The 21,261-nt window shown below is 68.5% G+C and carries 24 protein-coding genes and 1 other annotated feature; of the genes, 9 read left to right on the forward strand and 15 right to left on the reverse strand.

The genetic code is table 11. The features are described from left to right. Positions 1–38 precede the first annotated feature (38 nt). The 3 genes from ACXVUM_RS06445 to ACXVUM_RS06455 all read left to right on the forward strand — a co-directional run bounded on the left by ACXVUM_RS06445 (position 39) and on the right by ACXVUM_RS06455 (position 3,785). On the forward strand, positions 39–1,619 hold the full coding sequence (locus ACXVUM_RS06445; RefSeq protein ID WP_458521005.1) for a Rieske 2Fe-2S domain-containing protein: 1,581 nt from the start codon (positions 39–41) through the stop codon (positions 1,617–1,619). Beyond that, a complete protein-coding gene (locus tag ACXVUM_RS06450; RefSeq protein ID WP_458521006.1) occupies positions 1,616–2,251 on the forward strand; it encodes a TetR/AcrR family transcriptional regulator in 636 nt (211 codons plus the stop codon). Before ACXVUM_RS06445 ends, ACXVUM_RS06450 begins: the two co-directional genes overlap by 4 nt. 100 nt (positions 2,252–2,351) lie before the next feature. Further along, positions 2,352–3,785 (forward strand): lipase family protein, encoded by a 1,434-nt coding sequence (locus ACXVUM_RS06455; protein ID WP_458521007.1) that lies wholly within the window; start codon positions 2,352–2,354, stop codon positions 3,783–3,785. 6 nt (positions 3,786–3,791) lie between these two features. Here ACXVUM_RS06455 and ACXVUM_RS06460 read toward each other — a convergent pair whose 3' ends face one another. Beyond that, the gene (locus ACXVUM_RS06460) at positions 3,792–4,256 is read right to left on the reverse strand and encodes a hypothetical protein (protein ID WP_458521008.1); all 465 of its coding nucleotides are present in this window, start codon (positions 4,254–4,256) and stop codon (positions 3,792–3,794) included. A gap of 82 nt (positions 4,257–4,338) precedes the next feature. Then, positions 4,339–5,175 carry an alpha/beta fold hydrolase gene (locus ACXVUM_RS06465; protein ID WP_458521009.1) on the reverse strand — a complete coding sequence of 279 codons (837 nt, stop codon included), beginning with the start codon at positions 5,173–5,175 and terminating at the stop codon, positions 4,339–4,341. Between the two features lie 96 nt (positions 5,176–5,271). Between ACXVUM_RS06465 and ACXVUM_RS06470 the strand changes: the two genes are divergently transcribed. Continuing rightward, positions 5,272–5,853, forward strand: coding sequence for a TetR/AcrR family transcriptional regulator (locus ACXVUM_RS06470; protein ID WP_458521010.1), 582 nt, complete (start codon positions 5,272–5,274; stop codon positions 5,851–5,853). Here ACXVUM_RS06470 and ACXVUM_RS06475 read toward each other — a convergent pair. Together ACXVUM_RS06475 and ACXVUM_RS06480 are read right to left on the reverse strand one after the other, a co-directional pair. Continuing rightward, positions 5,810–6,511: a YoaK family protein gene (locus ACXVUM_RS06475; RefSeq protein WP_458521011.1), complete on the reverse strand. Its 702-nt coding sequence runs from the start codon at positions 6,509–6,511 to the stop codon at positions 5,810–5,812. The two genes, ACXVUM_RS06470 and ACXVUM_RS06475, sit on opposite strands and share 44 nt — an antisense overlap. An 84-nt stretch (positions 6,512–6,595) precedes the next feature. Continuing rightward, positions 6,596–7,720, reverse strand: a complete 1,125-nt coding sequence (locus ACXVUM_RS06480) for an alpha/beta hydrolase (protein WP_458521012.1) — start codon at positions 7,718–7,720, stop codon at positions 6,596–6,598. A 100-nt stretch (positions 7,721–7,820) separates the two neighbouring features. On the opposite strand from ACXVUM_RS06480, the gene ACXVUM_RS06485 reads away from it, so the two are divergent. Both ACXVUM_RS06485 and ACXVUM_RS06490 read left to right on the forward strand, forming a co-directional pair. Further along, positions 7,821–9,188, forward strand: a complete 1,368-nt coding sequence (locus ACXVUM_RS06485; protein WP_458521013.1) for an FAD-binding oxidoreductase — start codon at positions 7,821–7,823, stop codon at positions 9,186–9,188. Between the two features lie 36 nt (positions 9,189–9,224). After that, positions 9,225–9,827 carry a TetR/AcrR family transcriptional regulator gene (locus ACXVUM_RS06490; RefSeq protein WP_458521014.1) on the forward strand — a complete coding sequence of 201 codons (603 nt, stop codon included), beginning with the start codon at positions 9,225–9,227 and terminating at the stop codon, positions 9,825–9,827. A gap of 20 nt (positions 9,828–9,847) precedes the next feature. Here the strand turns inward: ACXVUM_RS06490 and ACXVUM_RS06495 are convergent, their stop codons facing one another. The 8 genes from ACXVUM_RS06495 to ACXVUM_RS06530 all read right to left on the reverse strand — a co-directional run bounded on the left by ACXVUM_RS06495 (position 9,848) and on the right by ACXVUM_RS06530 (position 16,557). After that, on the reverse strand, positions 9,848–10,240 hold the full coding sequence (locus ACXVUM_RS06495; protein WP_458521015.1) for a tautomerase family protein: 393 nt from the start codon (positions 10,238–10,240) through the stop codon (positions 9,848–9,850). A 525-nt stretch (positions 10,241–10,765) separates the two neighbouring features. Next, positions 10,766–10,966, reverse strand: a complete 201-nt coding sequence (locus ACXVUM_RS06500; RefSeq protein WP_458521016.1) for a hypothetical protein — start codon at positions 10,964–10,966, stop codon at positions 10,766–10,768. A gap of 59 nt (positions 10,967–11,025) precedes the next feature. Beyond that, a complete protein-coding gene (locus ACXVUM_RS06505; protein ID WP_458521017.1) occupies positions 11,026–11,241 on the reverse strand; it encodes a hypothetical protein in 216 nt (71 codons plus the stop codon). After that, a complete protein-coding gene (locus tag ACXVUM_RS06510; RefSeq protein WP_458521018.1) occupies positions 11,238–11,642 on the reverse strand; it encodes a hypothetical protein in 405 nt (134 codons plus the stop codon). The genes ACXVUM_RS06505 and ACXVUM_RS06510 overlap by 4 nt, the downstream gene beginning before the upstream one ends. Before the next feature lie 193 nt (positions 11,643–11,835). Next, positions 11,836–13,070 (reverse strand): IS3 family transposase gene (locus tag ACXVUM_RS06515; RefSeq protein ID WP_458521019.1). Its coding sequence is split into 2 segments (ribosomal slippage): positions 11,836–12,788 and positions 12,788–13,070, totalling 1,236 coding nucleotides; the frame shifts between segments, so codons are not numbered across the junction. Beyond that, positions 12,667–12,789, reverse strand: a sequence feature (AL1L pseudoknot). (Overlaps the previous gene by 123 nt.) Before the next feature lie 181 nt (positions 13,071–13,251). Continuing rightward, positions 13,252–13,800 carry a hypothetical protein gene (locus ACXVUM_RS06520; protein WP_458521020.1) on the reverse strand — a complete coding sequence of 183 codons (549 nt, stop codon included), beginning with the start codon at positions 13,798–13,800 and terminating at the stop codon, positions 13,252–13,254. Further along, the gene (locus ACXVUM_RS06525) at positions 13,797–15,476 is read right to left on the reverse strand and encodes a hypothetical protein (RefSeq protein WP_458521021.1); all 1,680 of its coding nucleotides are present in this window, start codon (positions 15,474–15,476) and stop codon (positions 13,797–13,799) included. Before ACXVUM_RS06525 ends, ACXVUM_RS06520 begins: the two co-directional genes overlap by 4 nt. Positions 15,477–15,873: 397 nt before the next feature. After that, on the reverse strand, positions 15,874–16,557 hold the full coding sequence (locus tag ACXVUM_RS06530; RefSeq protein ID WP_458522803.1) for an MspA family porin: 684 nt from the start codon (positions 16,555–16,557) through the stop codon (positions 15,874–15,876). 271 nt (positions 16,558–16,828) lie between these two features. Between ACXVUM_RS06530 and ACXVUM_RS06535 the strand changes: the two genes are divergently transcribed. Together ACXVUM_RS06535 and ACXVUM_RS06540 are read left to right on the forward strand one after the other, a co-directional pair. Then, positions 16,829–17,179, forward strand: a complete 351-nt coding sequence (locus tag ACXVUM_RS06535) for a histone-like nucleoid-structuring protein Lsr2 (RefSeq protein WP_458521022.1) — start codon at positions 16,829–16,831, stop codon at positions 17,177–17,179. Between the two features lie 279 nt (positions 17,180–17,458). Beyond that, positions 17,459–18,130: a hypothetical protein gene (locus ACXVUM_RS06540; RefSeq protein ID WP_458521023.1), complete on the forward strand. Its 672-nt coding sequence runs from the start codon at positions 17,459–17,461 to the stop codon at positions 18,128–18,130. A gap of 6 nt (positions 18,131–18,136) precedes the next feature. Here the strand turns inward: ACXVUM_RS06540 and ACXVUM_RS06545 are convergent, their stop codons facing one another. The 3 genes from ACXVUM_RS06545 to ACXVUM_RS06555 form a co-directional block, all read right to left on the reverse strand. Then, positions 18,137–18,601, reverse strand: coding sequence for a PaaI family thioesterase (locus ACXVUM_RS06545; protein ID WP_458521024.1), 465 nt, complete (start codon positions 18,599–18,601; stop codon positions 18,137–18,139). A gap of 105 nt (positions 18,602–18,706) precedes the next feature. Beyond that, positions 18,707–19,726 carry an esterase/lipase family protein gene (locus tag ACXVUM_RS06550; RefSeq protein WP_458521025.1) on the reverse strand — a complete coding sequence of 340 codons (1,020 nt, stop codon included), beginning with the start codon at positions 19,724–19,726 and terminating at the stop codon, positions 18,707–18,709. A gap of 146 nt (positions 19,727–19,872) precedes the next feature. Then, positions 19,873–20,376: a VOC family protein gene (locus ACXVUM_RS06555; RefSeq protein ID WP_458521026.1), complete on the reverse strand. Its 504-nt coding sequence runs from the start codon at positions 20,374–20,376 to the stop codon at positions 19,873–19,875. 62 nt (positions 20,377–20,438) lie between these two features. On the opposite strand from ACXVUM_RS06555, the gene ACXVUM_RS06560 reads away from it, so the two are divergent. Beyond that, positions 20,439–21,260 carry a helix-turn-helix domain-containing protein gene (locus ACXVUM_RS06560; RefSeq protein WP_458521027.1) on the forward strand — a complete coding sequence of 274 codons (822 nt, stop codon included), beginning with the start codon at positions 20,439–20,441 and terminating at the stop codon, positions 21,258–21,260. The last annotated feature ends 1 nt before the right edge of the window (position 21,261 follow it).

Consider the following 21,261-nt stretch of genomic DNA (forward strand, 5'->3'; position numbering starts at 1 on the left):
CGTCCCGAGCAGACGACCACGCGAGAGGACGGACACACGTGCAGGTCACCAGCGTCGGGCACGCGGGATTCCACATCCGGACGGCAGCCGGGACGATCCTGTGCGACCCGTGGGTCAACCCGGCGTACTTCGCGTCGTGGTTCCCCTTCCCGGACAACAGCGAACTCGACTGGGCGTCCCTGGGCGACTGCGACTTCCTCTACGTCTCGCACCTGCACCGCGACCACTTCGACGCGCGGAACCTCGCCGAGAACGTGAACAAGGACGCGCAGGTCCTCCTGCCCGACTACCCCGTGCCGGATCTGCGGCGTGAACTCGAGGCGCTCGGCTTCCATCGTTTCGTCGAGACCGAGGACTCGGTGAAGACCACCGTCTCCACCGATCGCGGCAGCCTCGAGGTGATGATCGTCGCGCTGCGTGCGCCGGCCGACGGGCCGATCGGCGACTCGGGTCTCGTCGTCTCCGACGGCGAGACCACGTGCTTCAACATGAACGACGCGCGACCGGTGGACCTGTCGGTGGTGCACGACGCGTTCGGCGGGGTCGACATCCACCTCCTGCAGTACTCGGGGGCCATCTGGTACCCGATGGTCTACGACATCCCGAAGCGGACCAAGGCGAACTTCGCCGCGCAGAAGCGCCAGCGCGGGATGGACCGCGCACGGTCCTACATCGAGCAGGTCGGCGCCACCTGGGTCGTCCCGTCGGCGGGTCCGCCGATGTTCCTCGACGACGAGCTGCGGTATCTCAACGACACCGGGGACGTCGACGACAAGGGCCGCGCGACGAGCATCTTCCCCGACCAGGCGACGTTCCTCGAGCAGATGCGTGAACATGGGACCGACGACGGGACGAAGCACCGCGGTCTGATGATGGTGTCGGGGTCGACGGTGGATCTGCATGGGTCCGAACTGATCTCACTGGAACACCCCTACGCCCCGGACGAGGTGTTCGGCGAGAACAAGGCCGCCTACCTCGAGCGGATGGCGGAGAAGTTCGCGCCGGTGATCGCCGCGGAGAAGGCGACCTGGGCCTCCGACGACACCGGTCCGCTGTTGCCGGCGCTGCGCTCGACGTTCGAACCCATCATGGGCGCCAGCGATCTCATCTCCGACGGGATCGGGTACCCCGTGGGCCTCGTCATCGGCGAGGAGACCGTGGTCCTGGACTTCCCGAACCGGATCGTGCGCGAACCCAAGGAGGGTGAGGGGAAGTACCGCTACGGGTTCCGTATCGCCCCGGAGCTCGTCCGCACCGTCCTCCGCGACGACGAGCCCGACTGGGTGAACACGATCTTCCTGTCGACACGGTTCACCACGTGGCGCGTCGGCGGGTACAACGAGTTCCTGTACACGTTCTTCAAATGCCTGACGCCGGAACGCATCGCGTACGCCGACGGCTGGTTCTCCGAGGCCCACGACGACACCGCGTCCATCGAGAAGGACGGGTGGGAGATCCAGCGACGCTGCCCGCACCTCAAGGCCGACCTGTCGGCGTTCGGGGTCGTCGAGGGCGAGAAGCTGACGTGCAACCTGCACGGGTGGTCCTGGGATCTGCCGACCGGCCGCTGCCTGACCTCGAAGGGGCACGAGCTGCGCGCACGCCGCCTCGAGTCGTGACCACCGACGCCGGCGCCGCCCGCACGTACGCAGGTCGGTCGGTGGCCGATCGGCGCGCGGAGCGGCGGCGGCGGTTCGTCGACGCCGCGATCGAGGTGTTCGGGACGTCCGGTTACGCCGGGAGTTCGGTGACCGTGATCTGCCGGGAGGCCGGCCTGTCGCGGCGGCAGTTCTACGAGGAGTTCCCCGATCGCGAGTCTCTGCTGCTCGCCGCTTACGACGAGGTGCAGACGCAGGCTCGGTCCGAGGTCGGAGCCGATCTCGCCGCGGCCGCCACGGACGATCTGCCGACGCTCGCGCGGGCGGCGATGAAGGCGTTCATGCGGTCGATCGGCACCGACCGTCGGCGCGCGGCGATCGTCTTCGTCGAGATCGTCGGCGTGAGTCCCCGCGTCGAGGAGCACCGACTGGCCGGCCGCGAGGTGTGGGTCGACTTCCTGGGCTCGGCCGTACGCGACTACGCCGGCCGTCCCGCAGGTGATGCGGTCGAGGACTCCTACCGCGCGATCGGTTTCGTCGGCGCCCTCACGGCTGTCGTCCACCGGTGGAGCACAGCCGGGCCCGATCGACCCGACCTGGACACGATCGCGGACGTGCTGGCCCGGATCCTGCTGGCCTTCCTCACCCCCTGACACGGTCGGGCTCCCCCGGCCCTTGTGGCGTGGCTCACCCTGCGGTAGCTTTCGCCCACGAGTGAGTCATCGGTGTCTCACATTTCCGAGAGGGAGTCGCGTGCGGGGTCGACGACAGCAGGGATGGATCGCGCGGTGCGTGGCGGTGGTGGCGATCTGCGGGGGACTCGCGGCGGCGACGGTCGCCCCGGGAGCAGGGGCGGCCCCGCAACCGGCGGCACCGTCGATCGCCCCGGCACCCCCGTTCGGGACGGTCCCCCTGCCGCCGGAGTTCGACCCGCGCTTCTATGCGCCGCCCGCCGCCGAGGTCACCGCCGCGCATCCCGGACAGATCCTCGCCGCCCGCCGGATCAGTCTCGCCGCGTTCTCGGTGGTACCGCTCGCGGTCGACGCCTGGCAGGTGTCGTACCGCTCGACGAACACCCGGGGCGAGCCGATCCCCGCGGTCGCGACCCTCATCACGCCCCGGGGCACGGACCCCGGCAAGACCCGCCGCCTGGTGTCGTGGCAGTCGGCGGAGGATTCGACGGCGCAGTACTGCGCCCCGTCGTACGTGCTGCAGCAGGGGTCGGTCCCCGGGAACCTCAGCGGCTCGATCGACTCGTCCCTGGAGGTGCTGCAGATCGCGTCGCTCCTCGCGACCGGGTCGTCGGTGGTGGTCCCCGACCATGAGGGGCCCCGGTCGGCGTTCGCCGCCGGCCCGCTCGCGGGACGGATCGTGCTCGACGGGATCCGAGCCGCACGGTCGTTCAGGCCGCTGGCTCTCGCGCCGGACGCGCGAATCGGGTTGATGGGCTATTCCGGCGGTGCCATCGCGACAGGCTGGGCGGCCGAGTTGCAACGGAGCTACGCGCCGGAACTGCACATCACCGCTGCGGCCGAGGGCGGGGTGCCTGCCGACATCCGCGCGCTGGTCGACCTGGCGAACCGGAACCTGGGATCGGGACTCATCATGGCCGGGGTCATCGGTGTCAGCCGCGAGTACCCGGAGCTCGCGCGATTCCTGGCCACGCACGTGAACCCGCTGGGGCGCGCCCTGTTGACGGCCAAGAACCCGCTGTGTCTGGCCTATCAGGCGGCCCTCGCACCGTTCGTCGACATCAAGGGCCTGTTCAGCGGCCCCGGCGATCCTCTCGATCAGCCCGTGCCGAGACGAGTTCTGGCACAGCTGAAGATGGGGTCGACCACGCCGACGATTCCTCTCTTCGTCTATCAGTCACACCCGGACTGGATCGCACCGGTCGGTCCCGTCGACGCACTGGTGCGCACCTACTGCGCGTCGCCCGGTGCGCGCGTCGAGTACGTACGTGACCACTTCAGCGAGCACATCTCGCTCGCCGTCGCCGGCTTCCTCCCCGCCATGCTGTGGATGAACGACCGCCTCGACGGGAAGCCCGCCCGCACAGGGTGTTCGACGACCGATGTCGGGACGGTTCTCGGCGACCCCGCCGTACGGCAGGCGTTCGTGGACCAGGTCGGCGACGTGCTCGGCGGGCTGTTCCAACGGCAGCTGGGGAATCCCCCGCGGCGCTGAGGCGTGTCAGCGGGGGCGCGCAGGCCACGCGGGCAGCAGTTCGCGCAACACCGCGAGCTGGTCGACGTCGACCCATGACGGGTTGCTCGCGGCCGGTACGCGGAGGACCTCCATCCCGGCCAGCGTGGGGATCTCGCGGATGTGCGTCGCGCGCACCGCGTGATCGGGGTCGAGCAGCGTGATGTCGGTGGGCACCACCCACTGCCCCGACCCGTCCCGCCCGGCGTGTCCGGCGATCCACCCGAGTCCCCATACGCCGCGCGGCGTGCGGCCGGTCGCGGGACCGCTGAGCCAGAGGATCGCACGGTGCCCGGACCGCATCATCGCGGTGCGGTAGTTGTCGGCGACGCAGCGGCTCTCGATCTGCGTCCGACCCGCGGCGAGGTCGCGCAGGACGTCCCGACGTGCGCCGCTCGCCGTGAACACCCATGCGCCGAGCGTCGCCTCGGAGACTGCGCGGTGCGGGGCCATCGCCACCACGGTCCCACGACGGCCGGGCCGGAGACGCGAACCGGCCGCCCCCGGGTTCGGGTGCGGCCGGTGGCGCAGGTGGTTACTTCGCGAGGAAGTCGAGCAGGACCTCGTTGACCTCGGCGTGGTGTGTCCAGAGCAGCCCGTGCGGGGCGCCCTCGATCTCCACGTACTCGGCGTCGGGATGAGCCTTGTGGAATTCACGACCGGTCGAGTCGATCGGGAGGATGTTGTCCGCGGTGCCGTGGACGATCAGCGTGGGGACGTCGATCTTGGGGATGTCCTCGCGGAAGTCGGTCAGCCAGGTCGGCTGGGCGTGGATCGACGCATACGGCGAGGCGTTGTAGGCCAGCTGGGTGTTGGCGTCGAGCGCCTCCTGCGACAGCCGATTGCCGAGGTAGTCGTCGGTGTTGAAGAAGTTCTGGAAGAAGCTGGTGAAGAACGCGTAGCGATCGGACTTCACGGCGTCGGCGAGACCGTCGAACACGTCCTGCGGGACACCGGTCGGGTTGTCGTCGGTCTGCAACAGGAACGGCTCGAGCGAACCGAGGAACACGGCCTTGGACACCCGGCTCGAGCCGTGGTTGGCGATGTACCGGGCGACCTCGCCGGTCCCCATCGAGAAGCCCACGAGGACAGCGTCGTTGAGGTCCAGGGTGTCGAGGACGGCCTTCAGGTCGGCGGCGTAGGTGTCGTAGTCGTGGCCGATGGTCGGGCGACTGGACTTGCCGAAGCCACGACGGTCGTAGGTGATGACGCGGTAGCCCGCGTCGAGCAAGGCCTGCGTCTGCTTCTCCCACGACGACCCGTCGAGGGGATAGCCGTGGATGAGCACGACCGGCTGCCCGCTGCCGTGGTCCTCGTAGTAGAGCTCGATGGGCGCCGAGTTCTCCGTGCCCACGGTCGTCACGTATGCCATGCCGTCTCTCCTTCGACCGATCACGCGGGAGAACGTCCGTTCTCCGCTGGACGCAGCGTAGAGAACCATCGTTCTCCAGTCAAGTAGGATGAGCCGATGATCGTCACCGGAGAAACCAGGGACGCCATCGTCAGCGCCGCGGATCGCCTCTTCTACGAGCGCGGCATCCAGCAGGTCGGCATGGACGAGCTCCGCGCCGAGGCCGGGGTGTCGCTCAAGCGTCTCTACGCGGAGTTCGACGGCAAGGACGCCATCGTGCTCGCCGTCCTCGAGCGTCGGCACGCCATGTGGGTCGACGGGATCGCCGAGGCCGTGGGACGGCACGACGACGGACGCGGCAAGCTCCTCGGGATCTTCGACTTCCTCGCGACCTGGTTCGCCACCGACGACTTCCGCGGCTGCGCCTTCATCAACGCCTTCGGCGAACTCGGCGGCACCTCCGAGCGTGTGGCCCGGGCAGCGCGGGAACACAAGGAGTCCTTCCAGGTCTACGTCGACGACCTCGTCGCGAGGATCGGTGCCCCCGAATCTCTTGCACGCCAACTGGTCTTGCTGGCCGAAGGCGCTCAGACGACATCGGCGATCACCGGCGACCCGTCGTCGGCCCGACTCGCCCGCGATGCCGCGCAGATCCTCATCGATGCGACTCCGACCCGGGAGCCGGGCCGGGTGCACTGACCCGGGGGAGCATCACCCGCAGCCTCTGCCGACGTTCGAACAGTGGTGTGACAGCAGTCAGAACCCCCGCCGACGCGGCGGCGAGCCACAGCGCGCCGGTTCCCATCCCGCGGTACGCGAATGCGCCCGTCACGGCACCCCCGGCGAGAGCCGCCCACATGGACAGGTACCGCAGCCACAACCACCGCGGTCCGCCGCTGAGCGCGTCGACGAGCCGCTGCCCTGCTTTGACCAGCGTGCCGGTCATGTAGGTCAGGCCGACCGCGACCTCCCCGTCGCGCTGGAAGACCGAGTTCATGGCACCCATCGCCGCGGCCACGATCGCCACACCCGCAGGTCGGAAACCCCACTGCACCACCAGCGCGCCACACCCCAACGCCGCCGTGACCACCACGAGCACCGCCGGACGCGCGGGTACGAGACGAACTGTGGCGGCACCGACGAGAACTCCCGCGAAGAACGCCGCCAGAAGCGTTCCCGTCTGCACGACGACCGCCCCGCTGGGTTGCGTCACCCCGACAGCGAGACGAGTCGTGTTCCCACTCATGAAGGAGAGGAAGTAGCCACCCAGAAGGATGTAGCCGACGGCATCGACGAAGCCCCCGAGCGCCGACAGAGCCGTCGCCAGAAGGAGTTCGTCACGGCGCAGCAGACGCATCGAGCTCCCTCATCGGCCGTCGGATCGGCCCCGGCCACGGTAACGCCGTCATCGACGACGCGCGCAGCCGGTCTCCGCGCCCGATCAGTTACCGAGGTGCGTGCGGATGAATGCACCGGCACTCGCCAACGCCGCGCCCGCCTCGTCGAGGATGCCGGCGAATCCCTGGAACACGTGGGGTACGCCGGCCGTGACCTCGAGGGCGACGCTGACATCGGCAGCTGCCGCGAAGGTGGCGAGGCGAGTGGCGTCGTCGAGAAGAACCTCGTGTGAACCGGCTTGTATCAGCAGTGGGGGAAGACCTCGGAGGTCGGCGAAGAGTGGACTGATCAGCGGCGTGGTGCGGTCGCCATCTCCCGCGTACTCGTCGGCGCGACGCTGCAGACCCGCTGCGCTCAGCACGGGGTCCACGTCGGCCTTGCTCGTCATGGTGGCTGCGGCGAGCGTCAGGTCGACCCAGGGCGACATCAGCACCGTCACACCGGGCAAGGGCAGGCCGGCGTCCCTGGCCGCGACGAGCGTGGCCAACGCGAGTCCACCCCCGGCAGATTCACCGGCGACCGCGATGTGCGAGTTCGGACGGCCCGACGCGAGCAGTGCGCGATAGGCCGCGAGCGCATCATCGACCGCTGCCGGGTGAGGATCTTCGGGCGCGAGGCGGTAATCCACCGATATCGCTCGAGTTTCTGCGTGGCGGCTGAGGTCTGAGGCCAGGCCCAGCGACGTCGACGCGGATCCCAATGCGTACCCACCGCCGTGGAAGAACAGGATCGTGTCGGCGGTGGGGATGCCGGCGATCTCGATCTCGACGACGGGGATCCCGCCCAGGCTGCCGGCGGCGGTGGCGACATCGTCGGGCAACGGCTGAGCACCTGCCATCGCCTCGAAGATCGGGCGTTGGACGTGTGCGTCCCCACCGATGTCCAACGGGCCGTCTCGGAGCAGACCGTCCACCGCATCACGCTGTTCGCGGCTCACCGAGCCCCCTGCATTCGCGCCGACCGAGACATCTCTGCCGCCTCTCGATGATCCGGATTTTTTCCTCCGCTTGATCGTAGCGGCCCAGTCGCTGGCCGCGCGTCCGTCTCCGACGGCTCTTCTGCTCGTTTTAACGGGAACGAGGAGTGTCGAGCGCTTGACGAACGCGGTCCACACGCGGATGCTTTCGCCAAACGGAATGATCCATCCGCTACGGGCGGGCGGCGCCACGGTGGTGGTCGAGTTCGTGGTGGTCGAGCCCGACCTTCGACGAGCTGTGAGAGAGGTGGGCCATGACCGACGTCCGAGATCCGATGACGGGGGCGGGACGATGACCGAGCCCGTCGTCGCCGACCTGCTCACCGAGCTGCCCCACGTCACCCACCAGTCCGGTACCGACGCCTACGCGGCCGCGACGGCCCCGGACAACTCCAGCTTCCCGCAGCGCCCGGCTGCGGTGGTGCGGGCGGGTTCGGCCGACGACGTCGCGCGTGCGATCACCGTCGCCTCGACGGCGGGCAACCGTGTCGCGGTGCAGGCCACGGGACACGGTGCCGGTGCACCGATCGGTCCGGGCATCGTGCTCCTCGACACCTCCGCCCTCGACTCCGTCGTTGTCGACCCATCCGCGCGTCTCGCTCGCGTGGGCGCAGGCACCGTGTGGCCCGCGGTGCAGGCCGTGGCGGCGCAGCACGGAATGCTCGGGTTGAGCGGCACGTCGCCGACGGTCGGCGTCGCCGGGTACACGTTCACCGGCGGGGTCAGCTGGTTCGTCCGCAAGCACGGCCTGGCCTCGGCGACCTTGCGGTCGGTCGAGTACGTGGACGGCGCGGGCCGCATTCGCCGCGCAGCCGACGATGCTCCCGAATGGATCGACCGGGAGGCACTGTGGGCGTTCCGCGGTGGCGCCCCGGTCGGGATCGCCACCTCCGTCGAGGTCGGCCTCGTCGCGGTCCCAGAACTGTGGACCGGCTACCTCTTGTGGCCGGCCGAAGCCCTGCCGGCCGTTGCTGCGGCGTGGGCCGCCGCCACGGCCACGGCCGATCCGTCGGTCACCAGCTCCCTGTCGTTGCTGCACCTGCCGCCCGAGGGGCCCTTCCCCGACGATCTGCTGGGCACCACCGTCGTCCACCTCTCCTACGCGTCACCCGACGGCGGAACCCACCTCGAGCGGATGCGCGCCGCCGTACGCGGCGCGGCGGCACCCGTGGTCGACACCACCGCGGCAGGCGACACCGGGACGCTTGCACAGATCCATCTCGACCCGCCCGCCGCCGTGCCGGCCCGGGGTACCGGGCGCTGGCTGGGTGCCGGGGCCGCCGATCTGGTGACCTCGATGTTCAGCGCGGCACGGATCGGGCAACCCGGCGGATTGGCCATGATCGAGTTGCGGCACACGCAATCTCGGGAGCTCACGAAGGTCGAGGGGGCGATGACCACCGTGCCGGGACCGTTCCTTCTGCACGCGGTGGGGCTCGGCGTCGACGAGAACAGCCGTCTGCTGACCGACGAGGTCCTGGACGCCGTGGAGGATGCGGGCCGTGCCGCCGACATCGGTCGGTCTGCGCCCGCCTTCCGCGAGGGACAACCCGACACCGCTGACGCACTACCGCCGGTCGACCTCGACAGGCTTCGCGTCATCAGGGACCACCTTGATCCCGATCGCGTGCTGGCGTTCGCCCGACACCCAGTGCCCTGACTTCGACGACCGCCGCTCCTGTGTGAGACTCGATCGATGCCCGCTGGTCAGTCAGCCCGTCGGCAGCCGCGTGCGGAACGACGGGACGCCGTCGAGAACCGAGAGAAGATCCTGCGCACGGCGGCCGACCTCATCGCGGTACGCGGTCACACCGTGCCGCTGAGCGAGATCGCGGACGCCGCCGGTGTCGGCGTGGGGACGTTCTATCGCGCCTTCCCGGACCGCGCGGGACTGCTCGCCGAGCTGCAGCGCCGCGGGTACGGACTGTTGCTCGCGGCCTTGACCCGGATCAAGGCCGACGGGCTGACCGGCGCCGACGCCATCGAGGCCTATCTCGAAGAATGTCTCGTCATGGCGAACCAGCTGGTGGCGATGCCCCTTCGCGGTGGCCGACCACTCGCCGACGACGATGCCGTCGAGGCGAAAGTACGCATCGGCGAGGCGATCGGCGACTTCCTGGCGGAGGGCCGGGCGGATGGGACCGTCCACGCCGACATCAGCGCTTTCGACGTCATCGTCTGCGGCACACTCATCGCCACTCCGTTGCCGTACGGTCCGGACTGGCCGACCACCGCACGACGGCACGTGCAGCTGTTCATCCGGGCGATCAGAACTCGGCCCGGGCATCCGTCCGGGTGATGCCGACGGCGTGCGACTCGCTACAGGTCGCCGGTGAGGAACTGGGCCACACCACGTCCGAAGGACCAGTCGGCAGGCGTGTTCCCGACCAGCGACACGATGAGGTCGTCGCCGGAGAGCCCGCACTCGTCGTGCAGTCGCCGCGCCAACGTCGCGTACAAGTCCTTCTTCTGGTCCTCGTCCCGTCCCTGCTGAACGACCTGGATGAGAACGAGATCGTCTGTCCGCGTGTACCCGAGGCCGGTGTCCTCGACGATGATGTGCCCCGGCTTGTGCTCGGTGATCAGCTGATAGCGGTCGCGTGGCGGCGCGGCGAACACGTCGAGCATCGCCGACTGCACGACATCCGCGAGCCGTCGCACCGCGTCGGCATCTCGGCGATTCTCGATGACGTGTATGTGGACAAGTGGCACTGGGTGGCCTCGATCCGGTCGAGAGCGTCACGCGTCCTACGCTCGGCGGTCAGTCACCGGGACAACCCCGCGCTGCCGGTCGCTATTCCGACCGCCGCCCCTCAGCCATGTCTTGCGGCCCGGTCGCCGAGACGGCGGGCCGGATCTCTGTGTCGCGTTGCGAAGCGCGAAATCGGTTGCGGCGCTGCGCGATCAGTCTGTCCAGATCGTCCGGATACGACGGTGTCACGGGCTACAGTCCACATGCCCTGTGAGGTGGCCGAGCACGCAGTGAACGTCGCAGTTCTCGGCGGGTGGCGCGGCGAATGTCGTGGCTCGCTCACCGATCCAGACAGTGATCATGACCGGCGCGCCCTGACCTGCGGCGTGCGCGGACATCGCTGCAGCCGCGGCTGCGGCGTGGGCGCGTGCGGTGCAGATTCCGCCTGCCATCCCTCCGGTCTGGACCGGGTCGCCGTGGGGTGGGCACACGCGGACTTTCCAGCGCACCTCAGTCGGGTGTTCGCGGGGCCGCGGGGATACTCCTCATGGCTGACGCAGGTCCGCGGTGTCGGCGAACACCAGTCCCCCGTCGGCGGTGGTGATCGCCCACCGTCGCGGGGCTGCGACATCGGTGTCGGCCGGCACGTCGGGAAGCTCGCCGAAGTCCTCCACTATCCGGCCGGGCGATTCATCGTCGTCGACGAGCACGACGACGTCCTCTCCAACGTGCGGTGTCCAGTCCATCGTTCGAGCTCCTTGGGATCGGCGCGGGGCGCCGCTGTCGTGGGTGTCGGAGAGTGCGGTCATGCGGAGTCCCGGCGGAGGTGTCGCCGAGTGGCCCGGTAGGCCAGACCCCCTGCGACGCACAGCACGCCGATGAGCACGACGACGGTCGCATGCGTGGCGCCGCTGAGGATCGCGACGAGGACCGCGAGCAGGGCGACGTTGGCGGTGGCGCCGTGGATCAGCGCCGGGACCGGTGACGTGCCGCCCTGCGAGCGGATGCCTCCGGGGGTCACCAAACCTGTTGCACCCACAGGGGGTAACTCGGGCTGCTGGGTGTGATGCCCAGCGCGACGCGGCCACCGGGGTGTGCGGCAGCTTCGGCGATCACCTGCTGGCCGGTGACGTTGTTCCACTGTTGTCGCTTGTCGGGGCGGTAGTAGTCGCCCTTCTCGTAGCGGGAACCGGATTCGAGGGTGACGCCCCAGCGGTCGTTGCCGAGCACTGCGTTGATGACGTTGCCGGCGCCGACCTGGGCGGCGGTGACAGTCTCGGCGTGGGTCAGGATGACCGCGGTGCTGCGGCCCTGGTTGTAGGGGGTGATGTCGACGGCGCCGGCCGTGCCCGCCCCGGCGACAATTCCGCCCACTGTGAGGGCGGTGGCCGCCGTCGCGGCCATGATGCGGATCGTGCGCATGTGGTGCTCCTGCTGCATGTGTCGGTGGATCCCCATCCCCGCACATCTGTGCATTCCAGATAGTAAACGGCCGTGCGTGTTCGGCGCCACCCCGAGACAGCTGGGGTCCGGGCAGTTGTGAACCAGGTCCACCCGATCGTGTGACGAAACACTGTGAACCGCCCCGGAGTGTCCGGAGGCTCGGTGGTTTGGCTCAGCCGATCGGCGTGAGCCTGTGGTGGGCAGCGTAGTGAATGTTCTCGACGGTTACCGGTGATAGATCGTCGATCGCGCTGTGGGGTCGTTCAGTGTTGAACCAGTCGACCCAGTTCAGGGTTTCGATCTCGACGTGCTCGACGCTGCGCCAGGGCCCCTCGGGGCGGATCAGCTCGCTCTTGTAGATCCCGATCTGTGACTCGGCCAACGCGTCCTCGTAGGCGTCGCCGACCGATCCGACCGAGGCGTCGACCCCGGCGTCGAGCAGGCGTTGGGTGAAGGCGAACGAGGTGTACTGCGATCCGGCGTCGGTGTGATGGACCAGCCCAGCCAGGTCAGTGACCCCGTCGCGCCGGCGGGTCCACACCGCGTGCTCGAGGCAGTCCAGGACCAGCGCGGTGTTCATCGTCGTTGCGGCCCGCCAGCCCACGATCCGCCGCGAGAACACTTCGAACACGAACGCCACGTAGACCGTTCCCGACCACGTCGCGACGTAGGTGAAGTCAGCGACCCACAATCGATTCGGTGCGGGCGCGTGGAACTGCCGGTCAACCAGATCGGTTGCACGGCAATGACTCTTTTCCGGCACGGTGGTACGCCTTCGGGACTGGCGCAGCGCTCCACACCATCCTTGCTCGGCGTAGATCCTTTCCACGGTGCAGCGGGCGACGTCATGGCCGCGGCGCCGAAGATGCAGCCACATCTTGCGCGCACCGTAGCGGGAGAGCAGTTTCTGGCGGGCCCGTTCGGCCTCGATGATCGTCACCAGCTCGCGGTCCCGCACGGTGCGGCGTGACTCCCGGCGTGAGAGTTGGTCGTAGAAGGTGCTCGGGGCGATCGGCAGGCCGTGCTCGGTGAGCAGCCGGCAGATCGGCTCGACCCCGAACCATTGGGTCTGCACGAACTCGGTCAGTACCGATGTGGGCGGTCGAGCTCCGCCGCGAAGAAAGCCGACGCGCTCTTGAGGATCTCGTTGGACCGACGCAACTCGGCCACTTCCTTCTTCAACGCCCGGATCTCGGCGATCTCCTCGCTCGTACGACCCGGGCGGGCACCACCGTCGACCTCGGCCTGACGCACCCACTTACGCAACGTCTCCGGTGTGGTGATCGCCAACTTCGCCGGGATCGACCGAATGGCCTCATACTCACTGCCGTAGTCGCCACGCGACTCGAGCACCATGCGCACAGCGCGCTCCCGCAACTCCGGCGGATACCTCGACGGACGTGCCATGAGAATCATCATCCCTTCAAGAAATGAACTCTCCAGACACTCCGGGGCGGTTCACGAGAGCAACGGCTACGCGAAGAGGTGGGCGCTCCCGGAGCCGCGGTTTCAACTGCCGCACTATGCGCCTGTCTCTGTTTGCACTCCTTGGGCGGGGTCCCCTATGCCCTGCGCCTGTGCGAGGGGGTCAGGCCTTGCTCTGATCAGGTGTCGATTTTTCGCGTGGGAGTGTGGCGAAGAAGTCGTCGACGTCGAACAGGTAGCGCCACGCGGTGTCGTTGTCGTTCTCGATGTAGTTGCATACTTCTACGCCGTCCAAGCCTGGGCCGATGTAGATTTTGGGGAGGTCGTCGGTTCCCACGTTGAACCCCAGGTTGATGTAGTGGTGGCTGTGGTAGCTCCAGTTGGCTTCCTCCACAAGGCGGAATAGGTCGTCGAAGTCATGGTCTTCGCCGAGGAGTTTGTTCGCGCCGACGCGGTGGCGCGTTTGTGAGATTGTTTCACCCGGCCTTTGCGGAACATATGGTTGCTCGTTGCGGATGTAGTGCTCGTTCTCGTCCAGCCATTCGAGTAACGGGTCCAGTTCGAGCGCTTCCTGGAGCAGGATGTGCTCGGTGCCGTCAGCGGAGTAGAAGACGAGCGTGAGGCCGTCGTACCAATCGGGAAGAGGATCGTTGTCGTGGCGAGCGCCGCGTAGCTCAACGCGCAGGACGCCAACGTGGTGCGCGTCGGTCATTGCCCCCTCCACTCCTTTCTTTGCTTTTTCGTGATCTGCCCGGAGTTGAGAAGTTTCTCCTTGACATTCGCTGGCACATTTGTCTTTGGATCTTCCTGAATGTAGCCGTGCCATCCGCCGGTATTGTCGGGCACGAACTCGTATACCTTACCGTCCTTGGCGCCCCACAGCTTCTTTCCCTTTTTATCGCTGCCGACGGCGCGGTCGAGCACACGTTGGGCTTCGTCGTCAGGTAGGTCCATTTCTGATCCGTGGGGACCTTGGGTGGGCATGGATTTGTTGTGTTTGTCGTGTCGTTTGTAGACGCGTGGTTCTTCTTTGTTGTCTGAGAAGAAGCGGGTGATGGCTTTGTCGAGGTCGCCGATGCGGGCGATGACCCAGGCGGGGAGTTGGGAGGCGAGGAGGCCGTGGGTGTCCAGGGGGTGTTGGCGTAGCCATTCGGTGCCGTACTTCTCGGCGAGCAGGCCCAACTGGTAGAGGGCGAATGCGAGTGCGGCGGCGGCTTCCGCGGAGCCGATGATGGGTTTGAGGATGTCGGTGAGGAAGCCCACTGTCTGTGCGCGAACGGGGTCGTCGCCGCTGGACGGGGGTGTGGTGGGTGCGGTTTGGGGTGGTGGGGTCTGGGAGGTTGGGCTAGTGCTGCTGTTGGATGGCCCACTGGTTCCGGTGCCGGTGGATCCGCCTCCGGTGGTGCCTGTTCCGGTTCCGCCGCCGTAGGTGCCGCTGTCGGTGGGGGTGTCGTTGTAGGTGGTGCCTGCGCCGCCGGATTGGCCACCGCCGGAGGTGTCGGGTCCGCTACCGCCGCCCTCGGTGGTGGCAGCGGAGTTGCTGGTGTCGGGCCCGTGGTATTGGACGACTGGTGCGGTGGCACCGGGGGGAACGACGTATTGCGGCGGTCGCGGGTGGACAACCGCGCCCGCGGGGGTGGCGTTGAGGAGGGTGAACTGCGATGAGCCGATCGTGACCCGCTCCGAACCGCCACGCGCAAGCCAGGACCGCAGCGCCGCACCCACACTCGGGTACCCGTTCGCTGCCGCGAGTGACCGGTACCCGCCGGTACGGGTGCGGGTGCTCGAGGCGCCCGCGACCAGCGCGGCAGCGCCGGCGAGGAGCCACAGTGCGGTCTGAGTACCCGCACCGGTGGTGCCACCATTACCGGTTGTCGCGGCTTGCTGCGGGGCAGGCGCGGGAGTGTCGGTCTCGCCCTGGGTCGCAGTGGTCGGTGCCGGTGGCGCCGTCGACGGTGTGCTGGACGGCGCCGGTGTCGCGGACGGCCGTGGAGGGACCGTCGGCGATGCGGTGGGGCCCGGCGCGGCCTGGGTCGCAGTGTCGTTCGTGTCGGGGAGCGGTGCGGTGGTGGGGGTCTGCTGCCCCTGTCCGGGGACGGGGACGATGGGGGTGCCGTTGCCCTCACCGGGACCGGGACCGATGTTGGATCCGGCCTGCGGCCCGCCACCGGAGGAACCGGTACCTCCAGACGTGGTCGGCGCCGTCGGGGCGGTGGGGGTGAAGGTGTTCGTGGGAACGTTCAGGCACGGGTAACCGGGCCCGAAGCGGGCCTTCATCGCATCACACAGGGCATCTGATCGTGCCGGTGCTGTTGCAAGCCACGCCACAGCGAGTGCCCCGGTGAACACCACCAGCACGATCGCCGCTGCTCGCAGCAGCGGTGTCACCGGTGACCGCGCACCGCGCCCCGCATCACCCGCTCCCGGGTAGGTCGGCGCGTGACGGTAGGGACCGCTCACCGGCTGCTGCCTCGGATCACCACACCGAGGGCAGCGTCGATCCCGGCCCAGAACCACCGCCCCGCAATCGACATGATCAGAAAGAAGACCAGGAACACCAACATCGACCCGTAATCATGGGACCACTGCTGCAGCCGGCTACTCAACGCCCACGCGCACCCCACCAGCAGTGCGCAGCCCAGTGCGAAGGAGATCCACCGCCACCACCTCAACCATGACTGCAGCGAAGTGCCTGAGGTAGCGGCGGAGTCGGCTGGGGACGCTGGGTTGGCAGCAGTGCGAGACGCCGTCGGAGTGCTCATCATCGGGTGGGTCCTCGAGGGGCTCAGAGGTGGTGGGGTTGGCCGTAGACGTTGACGGTGTCGTCGTTGTTCGAAGTCGAGATCGCAACCGTGACATACGAACGCAGCACCACCGGCCCCAAGCAGCCGTCGACCTTGATGTGGACATCGGTCGCGGTGATCGCCCCACTGGCCGCGGCCAGCTTCTTCGTCCCCAATGACACGTCAGCGATCGTGCCCGGCCGCAACACACTCGAGATCGACGGCTGCACCGACGCCCCGATCCCCAACGCCGGCGGATACGACACATTCAACGTCGCATTCGGCCCACCCGCGATCCCGACCGTCGCACCAGAGGTCACATCGGTGTTGCACCCGACCTGGAACCCACCGGTCACCGTCCCCTCGGTCACCGGCGACCTACCCGCACCCGCGATCGACCCGGCCGCGCGTAGTGACACGAAACCCTCACGCGTCCAAAGGGACTGGTTGAGCGGCGGCACCGACCGCACAGACTCCCGCGCTTTCGTCGCGGTCACCCGCCACCCGTCACCAGTCGTGCGCGTCACCGACCGATCAGCAAACGAATTGCCCGGCTTCATGTTCGGGCCGGCCGCGGCCGATGCCGCGCTCAACGCGGTGAGCGCAGAAACGCCCACGACGGCGACGGTCGCAACGGCCACTCGGATGGAATTCATGTCATGCCTCGTGTGTCGGTGGATCCCCATCCCCGCACAGGCGTGCAAACGGCACGGTAGACGGTCCTCCACCGCCTCGCACGAAAAGTGACCACAACCACACCAGGGCGGGTGTTCACGACTCCGGCCGCGAATCACCCCGTGCGCTCGCACCGACCGTCGCGAAGCTCACCATGCCCCCACGACAGCCCTGAGATGTGTTCGGCAGACCTCCGTGTCGTGCACGCGTTCGGTACAGTGTCGAGCGGGGATGGGACCCGACCGCGAGCACTGTGCTGGGGGCCCCTGTATGGCACAAGTAGTGAACACCGTTGTCGTCGATGACCTCACCGGCAGCGAGATTCCCGCCGCCGAGGCCACTACCGTGGCCTGGTCGTGGCGTGGAGTGGACTACGAGTTCGACACTCGTACCGCCCATCTCGCCGCGATCGAGGACGACCACCACCCCGTGACGGTCTGCGAGTTGTTGGCGGCGTCCCGCAGGGTGAGCGGTCGGCGTGGCGTCGCCCGCCCGGTCACCGATCCTCCCCGTGGCAGTGCGGCTTCCGTGCGTGCCTGGGCCCGCGAACGCGGGATCGCGGTCCCCGACCGTGGCCGCGTGCCGCAACCGGTGATCGACTCCTACCTCGCCGACCAACCCCACAGCTCATGAACCACGAGCGGACCGACTCGGCGGCGCCGATCGCGGTGCTGCGGAAGCACCGGACTGCGCAGTTCACCTCCTTGTGCGACTACTGCGAATCCGTCATCACCGTCGGCGACATCGTCGGCCGCGTCGATGAGGGCCGCTACATCTGTCTGGCGTGCACCCGCACCGCACGCCGACACGGTTCATCGCCTCACGATGTCCGGTAGAGCGAGTGCATCCACCCGCTGCTCACCCGCGCCGTCAGGAAGCCTCGGCCACGGCGCCGATCGCACCGACTCGCTGATGCTCACACTCGAGCGGACGGCGGGCCGCAACGAGATGTCACCCGATGAGGTGGTGGCCGACCAACTGGCTGCGGTCGAAGCAGCGACGACGTCGGCGCGTGCCGTCCAGCTCGCGACCTCGGTGCAGATCGCCGGGACGGACGAGTGCGTGGCCGGGATGCGCGTCATCGCAGTGACCGTGTACCGGGATCCCGTTCTCCGACGCATCGTCCGGGACTCGGTCGCCGTGTGCGGCCACCACCCCGAGGTGGTGCGCGACGCCGGAACGGGGTCGTGTCGGGAAGCCTCGGTCGTGCGATTCATCGACAACACCGGCGACTTGCGTCGTGCCGCCGCCGACGTGGCCTACCTCGGTTGGGCACGCACGACTCCGCGACGAGATCTGCAGCCGTTGACACACCCCGAACTCGTGGCGATCTGGCGTGGCGCGATGCTCGTCGCAGGGACCCTCCACGTCGCCCCCGAGCCGATCCTGACGACGCGGTGTCCAACCCTGGCGGCGGCGCGTGTCCTCGCGGCCGCCGCTGACAGCCTCGGGATCACCACGCGCACTGTCTGCGTACCGCGGTCCCCCATCGAGCTACGAGTACACGGGGCCGAGCACGTCGAGAACGTTCTCCAGCTGGTTCTCGGTCGCCCCGCCGAACCGTCGGGGCGGCCGCCGTTGTAGGAGGTCTCATGGTCGACCAGCGGTCGTCGGTGGGCCGACGGAGGGTTCGGTCTTCCTCAGTCGCACCCGAAGTGTGTGGGTCGCCTCCGCGACCACGGTCCCGTGACTGTCGCGGATGGTGACGTGGTGGTCGATGTCGCAGACACCGTGGCGCTCGGCGCGGTCTCTGATGGCCTGCGCCTCAGCCGATGTCACCACCACGTCCAGAGCGAGGGATCCGCGCCCTGGTGCGCGGAAGTCGATGGTCGCAGACTTGGTCCACACCTCGAATTCCCGCCCCAACTGAGCCGCCAACATCATCCCGTAAAGGATGTCGGTGGCACTGAACAGGGCACCGCCGAACGCGGCACCGTGCAGGTTCGCCGTCCAGGGGTACACCGTCACGGCGACCGATCCCGACGTCCAGTCGTCGGCGATCCTCGACACCCGCACTCCCGCGCCCAACAGCGGCGGGTAGAGACCGATCAGCAACCGGAACCTCCTCGGCCGAAAGAGCCACCGGTGCAACGGCGTCTTGGTGGCACCGTTCATCGCTGAACCGATCCCAGGCGTCGGACCGAGCGCGCGGGAACCATGTCAGCCGACGATGGGCAGGACCGGGTCACAGGGCACGGGTCGTGGAGACTCCGGGTCGAGCGCGTTGAGGACGAGAGTGGCTGCGCGCCGGGATGCAGCGACCGCAAGGTGATCGGAGTGGTCCTGTGCGCAGCCGCGTTGCACGACGATGTTGGTGACCCTGTCACCGGCGCGCCCGCGTACCTGACCCGAGGTGTACGGGAGGACGAGTTCGTCTCCGGTGGTGGAGATGTTGGTGTAGCTGATGCCCGCGACATACGGGCTCCCACCGGCATCGAGGTGCGCGAGGAGTCGGGATCCCGTGGTCATCTGACCGCAGGCTGCGCAGATCGGGACGGCGGTCTCGTCGATGCCGAGGCGCCGGACGACGGGGTTGATCGCCGCCGCGACATCCCCACCGGTCCCCCGCCACAACGGCGCCAGCGACACGTACTTGTCGATGAACCGGGCACCGCCGAGGAATTTGGCGTACCAGTCCGGCATGAGGGTGCCCTGGGAGTGACCGACGATGTCGACCTTCGTCGCACCGGTGGCACGCAGAACCCCGTCGACGAACACTCCGAGTTCGTGGGCGCTCGCCTCGATCCGCCCCATCCCGCCGACCTGGTTCAGCGGGGCAGGGGCGCCCGGAATCGCGCCATAGGTGAGAGCGAACACGCAGTAACCGTTGTTCTTCAGCAGTGGAACGTATGTGCCCCAGTTGGTCTGCGCAGACCCACCGGTGCCGTGGACGAGCACGACCGGGCGCGGATGCTGCGCCGTCGGGCGGCAGCGATAGTCGTTGGACCCCGGGAGTGAGCCATACGGGTGAGCCAAGGCGGGTCCGATGCCGGCGAAGAAGCTGTAGGACACCGGCAGTGGAGCCGCGTGTGCCTGAGGGGCACCGATCACGAGGCACGCGACAGCCGCGGTCACCGCGACCACGACGCGTGAGACACGTCGCGAGAGAGGCGAACTCTGCACTTCGGCGGGAATGACGACCGCGTCCACGTCGGCCGGGGTGGTGCGGGTCGTTCTCATGTCAAGCCTCGCCGTGTCGGTGGATCCCCATCCCCGCACAGATGCGCACCCGCAATGTAAGTCGGGGGACGCCACAACGAACCCTCACTGTGACCGCAATCACACTCGTGCGATCGGTCCCCACCCCCTGCTCTGCCCGTCCTCTCTCATCCCTGAGCTGCGGCCCAGTCGGCGACGCGGCGGTCGCTCTCCTCCGGAGAGAGGTCCTCGACGCGCGTCATCACCGACCAGCGGACGCCGAACGGGTCGAGGATCGAGGCGAACCGGTCACCGGAGACGAAGGTCATCGCCTTCTCGCGCACGGTGGCGCCGTGTGCCGTCGCGCGGTCGACGACCGCGTCGACATCGGTCACGTAGATCGCGAGCGAGTAGACCGCAGGCGCGCCGGGGGTCAGCCGGGCGAGGTCGTAGTCCTCGCTGGGCTCACCGAGTTGCAACCGCCCGACCGGGAACTGCAGTTCGGCGTGCGCGATGGTGTCGCCGAACTCGGTGACGCCGGCGACCTCGGCGTCGAACACCGAGCGGTAGAACGCGATGGCATCACGTGCCGGGGAGACGACGATGAACGGCGTCAGCGACGAGTAGACGTGCGGCCGACCTGCGGTGGTGTGGTCGCCGGTGGCGGGTGCGGTGCTCTGCGAAGTGGTCATGGGGTGATCGTCGTCGCCGGACGCTGGTGGGTCTTGAACTTCTGCGACAGACTGATCCGACGATGGGCCCGCCGGAGATCCGCCACGCCGTGCAGTCCCGGGGGCATCTGAACCCGGGGTCACCCCAGGTCGTCTTCGATCGGTTCGATCTCGGGCTGCCGGAGCTGATCCGCAACGTGTGGGTCGTCCGGTGGGACGTGGCGGACCGCCTCACACAGCGCATCCTCAACTACCCCGCGCTCAACGTCGTCGTCGAGGCCGGCCCGCAGGTCGAGGGCGATCACCACACCGGCCTGTACGGACCCGTCCCCCGCGTCTCCGAACGCACGCTGCAGGGCGTCGGATGGGCTGTGGGCGTACTGTTCCGGCCCGCGGCCACACCGCTGCTCACCCCACTGCACAGCGACGCCCTCGTGGCCGCCGACGTCCCGTTCGTCGGCGCTCCGTCGGAGGAGCTCGTCGCGGCGATGGCCGCCGGATCCGATCGGGACACGATCGCACGCATCCTGCTGGAGTGGGTGACGCCACTGGCCGATCGCGTCGACGACGCGGGTCTGCTCGCGAACGCCGCGGCTCTCGTCGCCGAGACCCGGAAGGACATCACCGCCGCGGCCGCCCTCGCCGACGCGGTGCACGCGTCCGCGCGCACCGTCGAACGGACCGTGCGACGGCACACCGGGTTCACGCCCAAGCAGCTCATCGAGTGCCGTCGGATGCAGACCGCGGCGACGCGCCTCTTCCTCGAACCCTCGACCGATCTGACTGCGCTCGCGGCCGATCTCGGCTTCGCCGATCAGGCACACTTCACGCGTCGCTACCGCGAAGTGATCGGGGAGACGCCGAGCGCGACGCGAGACGCGGGGCGGCGACGACCGGGCCCCTGAC

It is taken from the genome of Williamsia sp. SKLECPSW1 (genome assembly GCF_054332755.1).

Coding starts and splice junctions, on each gene's coding strand:
- ACXVUM_RS06470 (WP_458521010.1), top strand. CDS start 5,272: ATGATCGTCACCGGAGAAACCAGGGACGCCATCGTCAGCGCCGCGGAT.
- ACXVUM_RS06510 (WP_458521018.1), bottom strand. CDS start 11,642: ATGCGCACGATCCGCATCATGGCCGCGACGGCGGCCACCGCCCTCACA.
- ACXVUM_RS06500 (WP_458521016.1), bottom strand. CDS start 10,966: ATGGACTGGACACCGCACGTTGGAGAGGACGTCGTCGTGCTCGTCGAC.
- ACXVUM_RS06465 (WP_458521009.1), bottom strand. CDS start 5,175: ATGGCATACGTGACGACCGTGGGCACGGAGAACTCGGCGCCCATCGAG.
- ACXVUM_RS06475 (WP_458521011.1), bottom strand. CDS start 6,511: ATGCGTCTGCTGCGCCGTGACGAACTCCTTCTGGCGACGGCTCTGTCG.
- ACXVUM_RS06530 (WP_458522803.1), bottom strand. CDS start 16,557: ATGGGGATCCACCGACACACGAGGCATGACATGAATTCCATCCGAGTG.
- ACXVUM_RS06555 (WP_458521026.1), bottom strand. CDS start 20,376: ATGACCACTTCGCAGAGCACCGCACCCGCCACCGGCGACCACACCACC.
- ACXVUM_RS06560 (WP_458521027.1), top strand. CDS start 20,439: ATGGGCCCGCCGGAGATCCGCCACGCCGTGCAGTCCCGGGGGCATCTG.
- ACXVUM_RS06490 (WP_458521014.1), top strand. CDS start 9,225: ATGCCCGCTGGTCAGTCAGCCCGTCGGCAGCCGCGTGCGGAACGACGG.
- ACXVUM_RS06520 (WP_458521020.1), bottom strand. CDS start 13,800: ATGACCGACGCGCACCACGTTGGCGTCCTGCGCGTTGAGCTACGCGGC.
- ACXVUM_RS06550 (WP_458521025.1), bottom strand. CDS start 19,726: ATGAGAACGACCCGCACCACCCCGGCCGACGTGGACGCGGTCGTCATT.
- ACXVUM_RS06460 (WP_458521008.1), bottom strand. CDS start 4,256: ATGGCCCCGCACCGCGCAGTCTCCGAGGCGACGCTCGGCGCATGGGTG.
- ACXVUM_RS06485 (WP_458521013.1), top strand. CDS start 7,821: ATGACCGAGCCCGTCGTCGCCGACCTGCTCACCGAGCTGCCCCACGTC.
- ACXVUM_RS06540 (WP_458521023.1), top strand. CDS start 17,459: ATGCTCACACTCGAGCGGACGGCGGGCCGCAACGAGATGTCACCCGAT.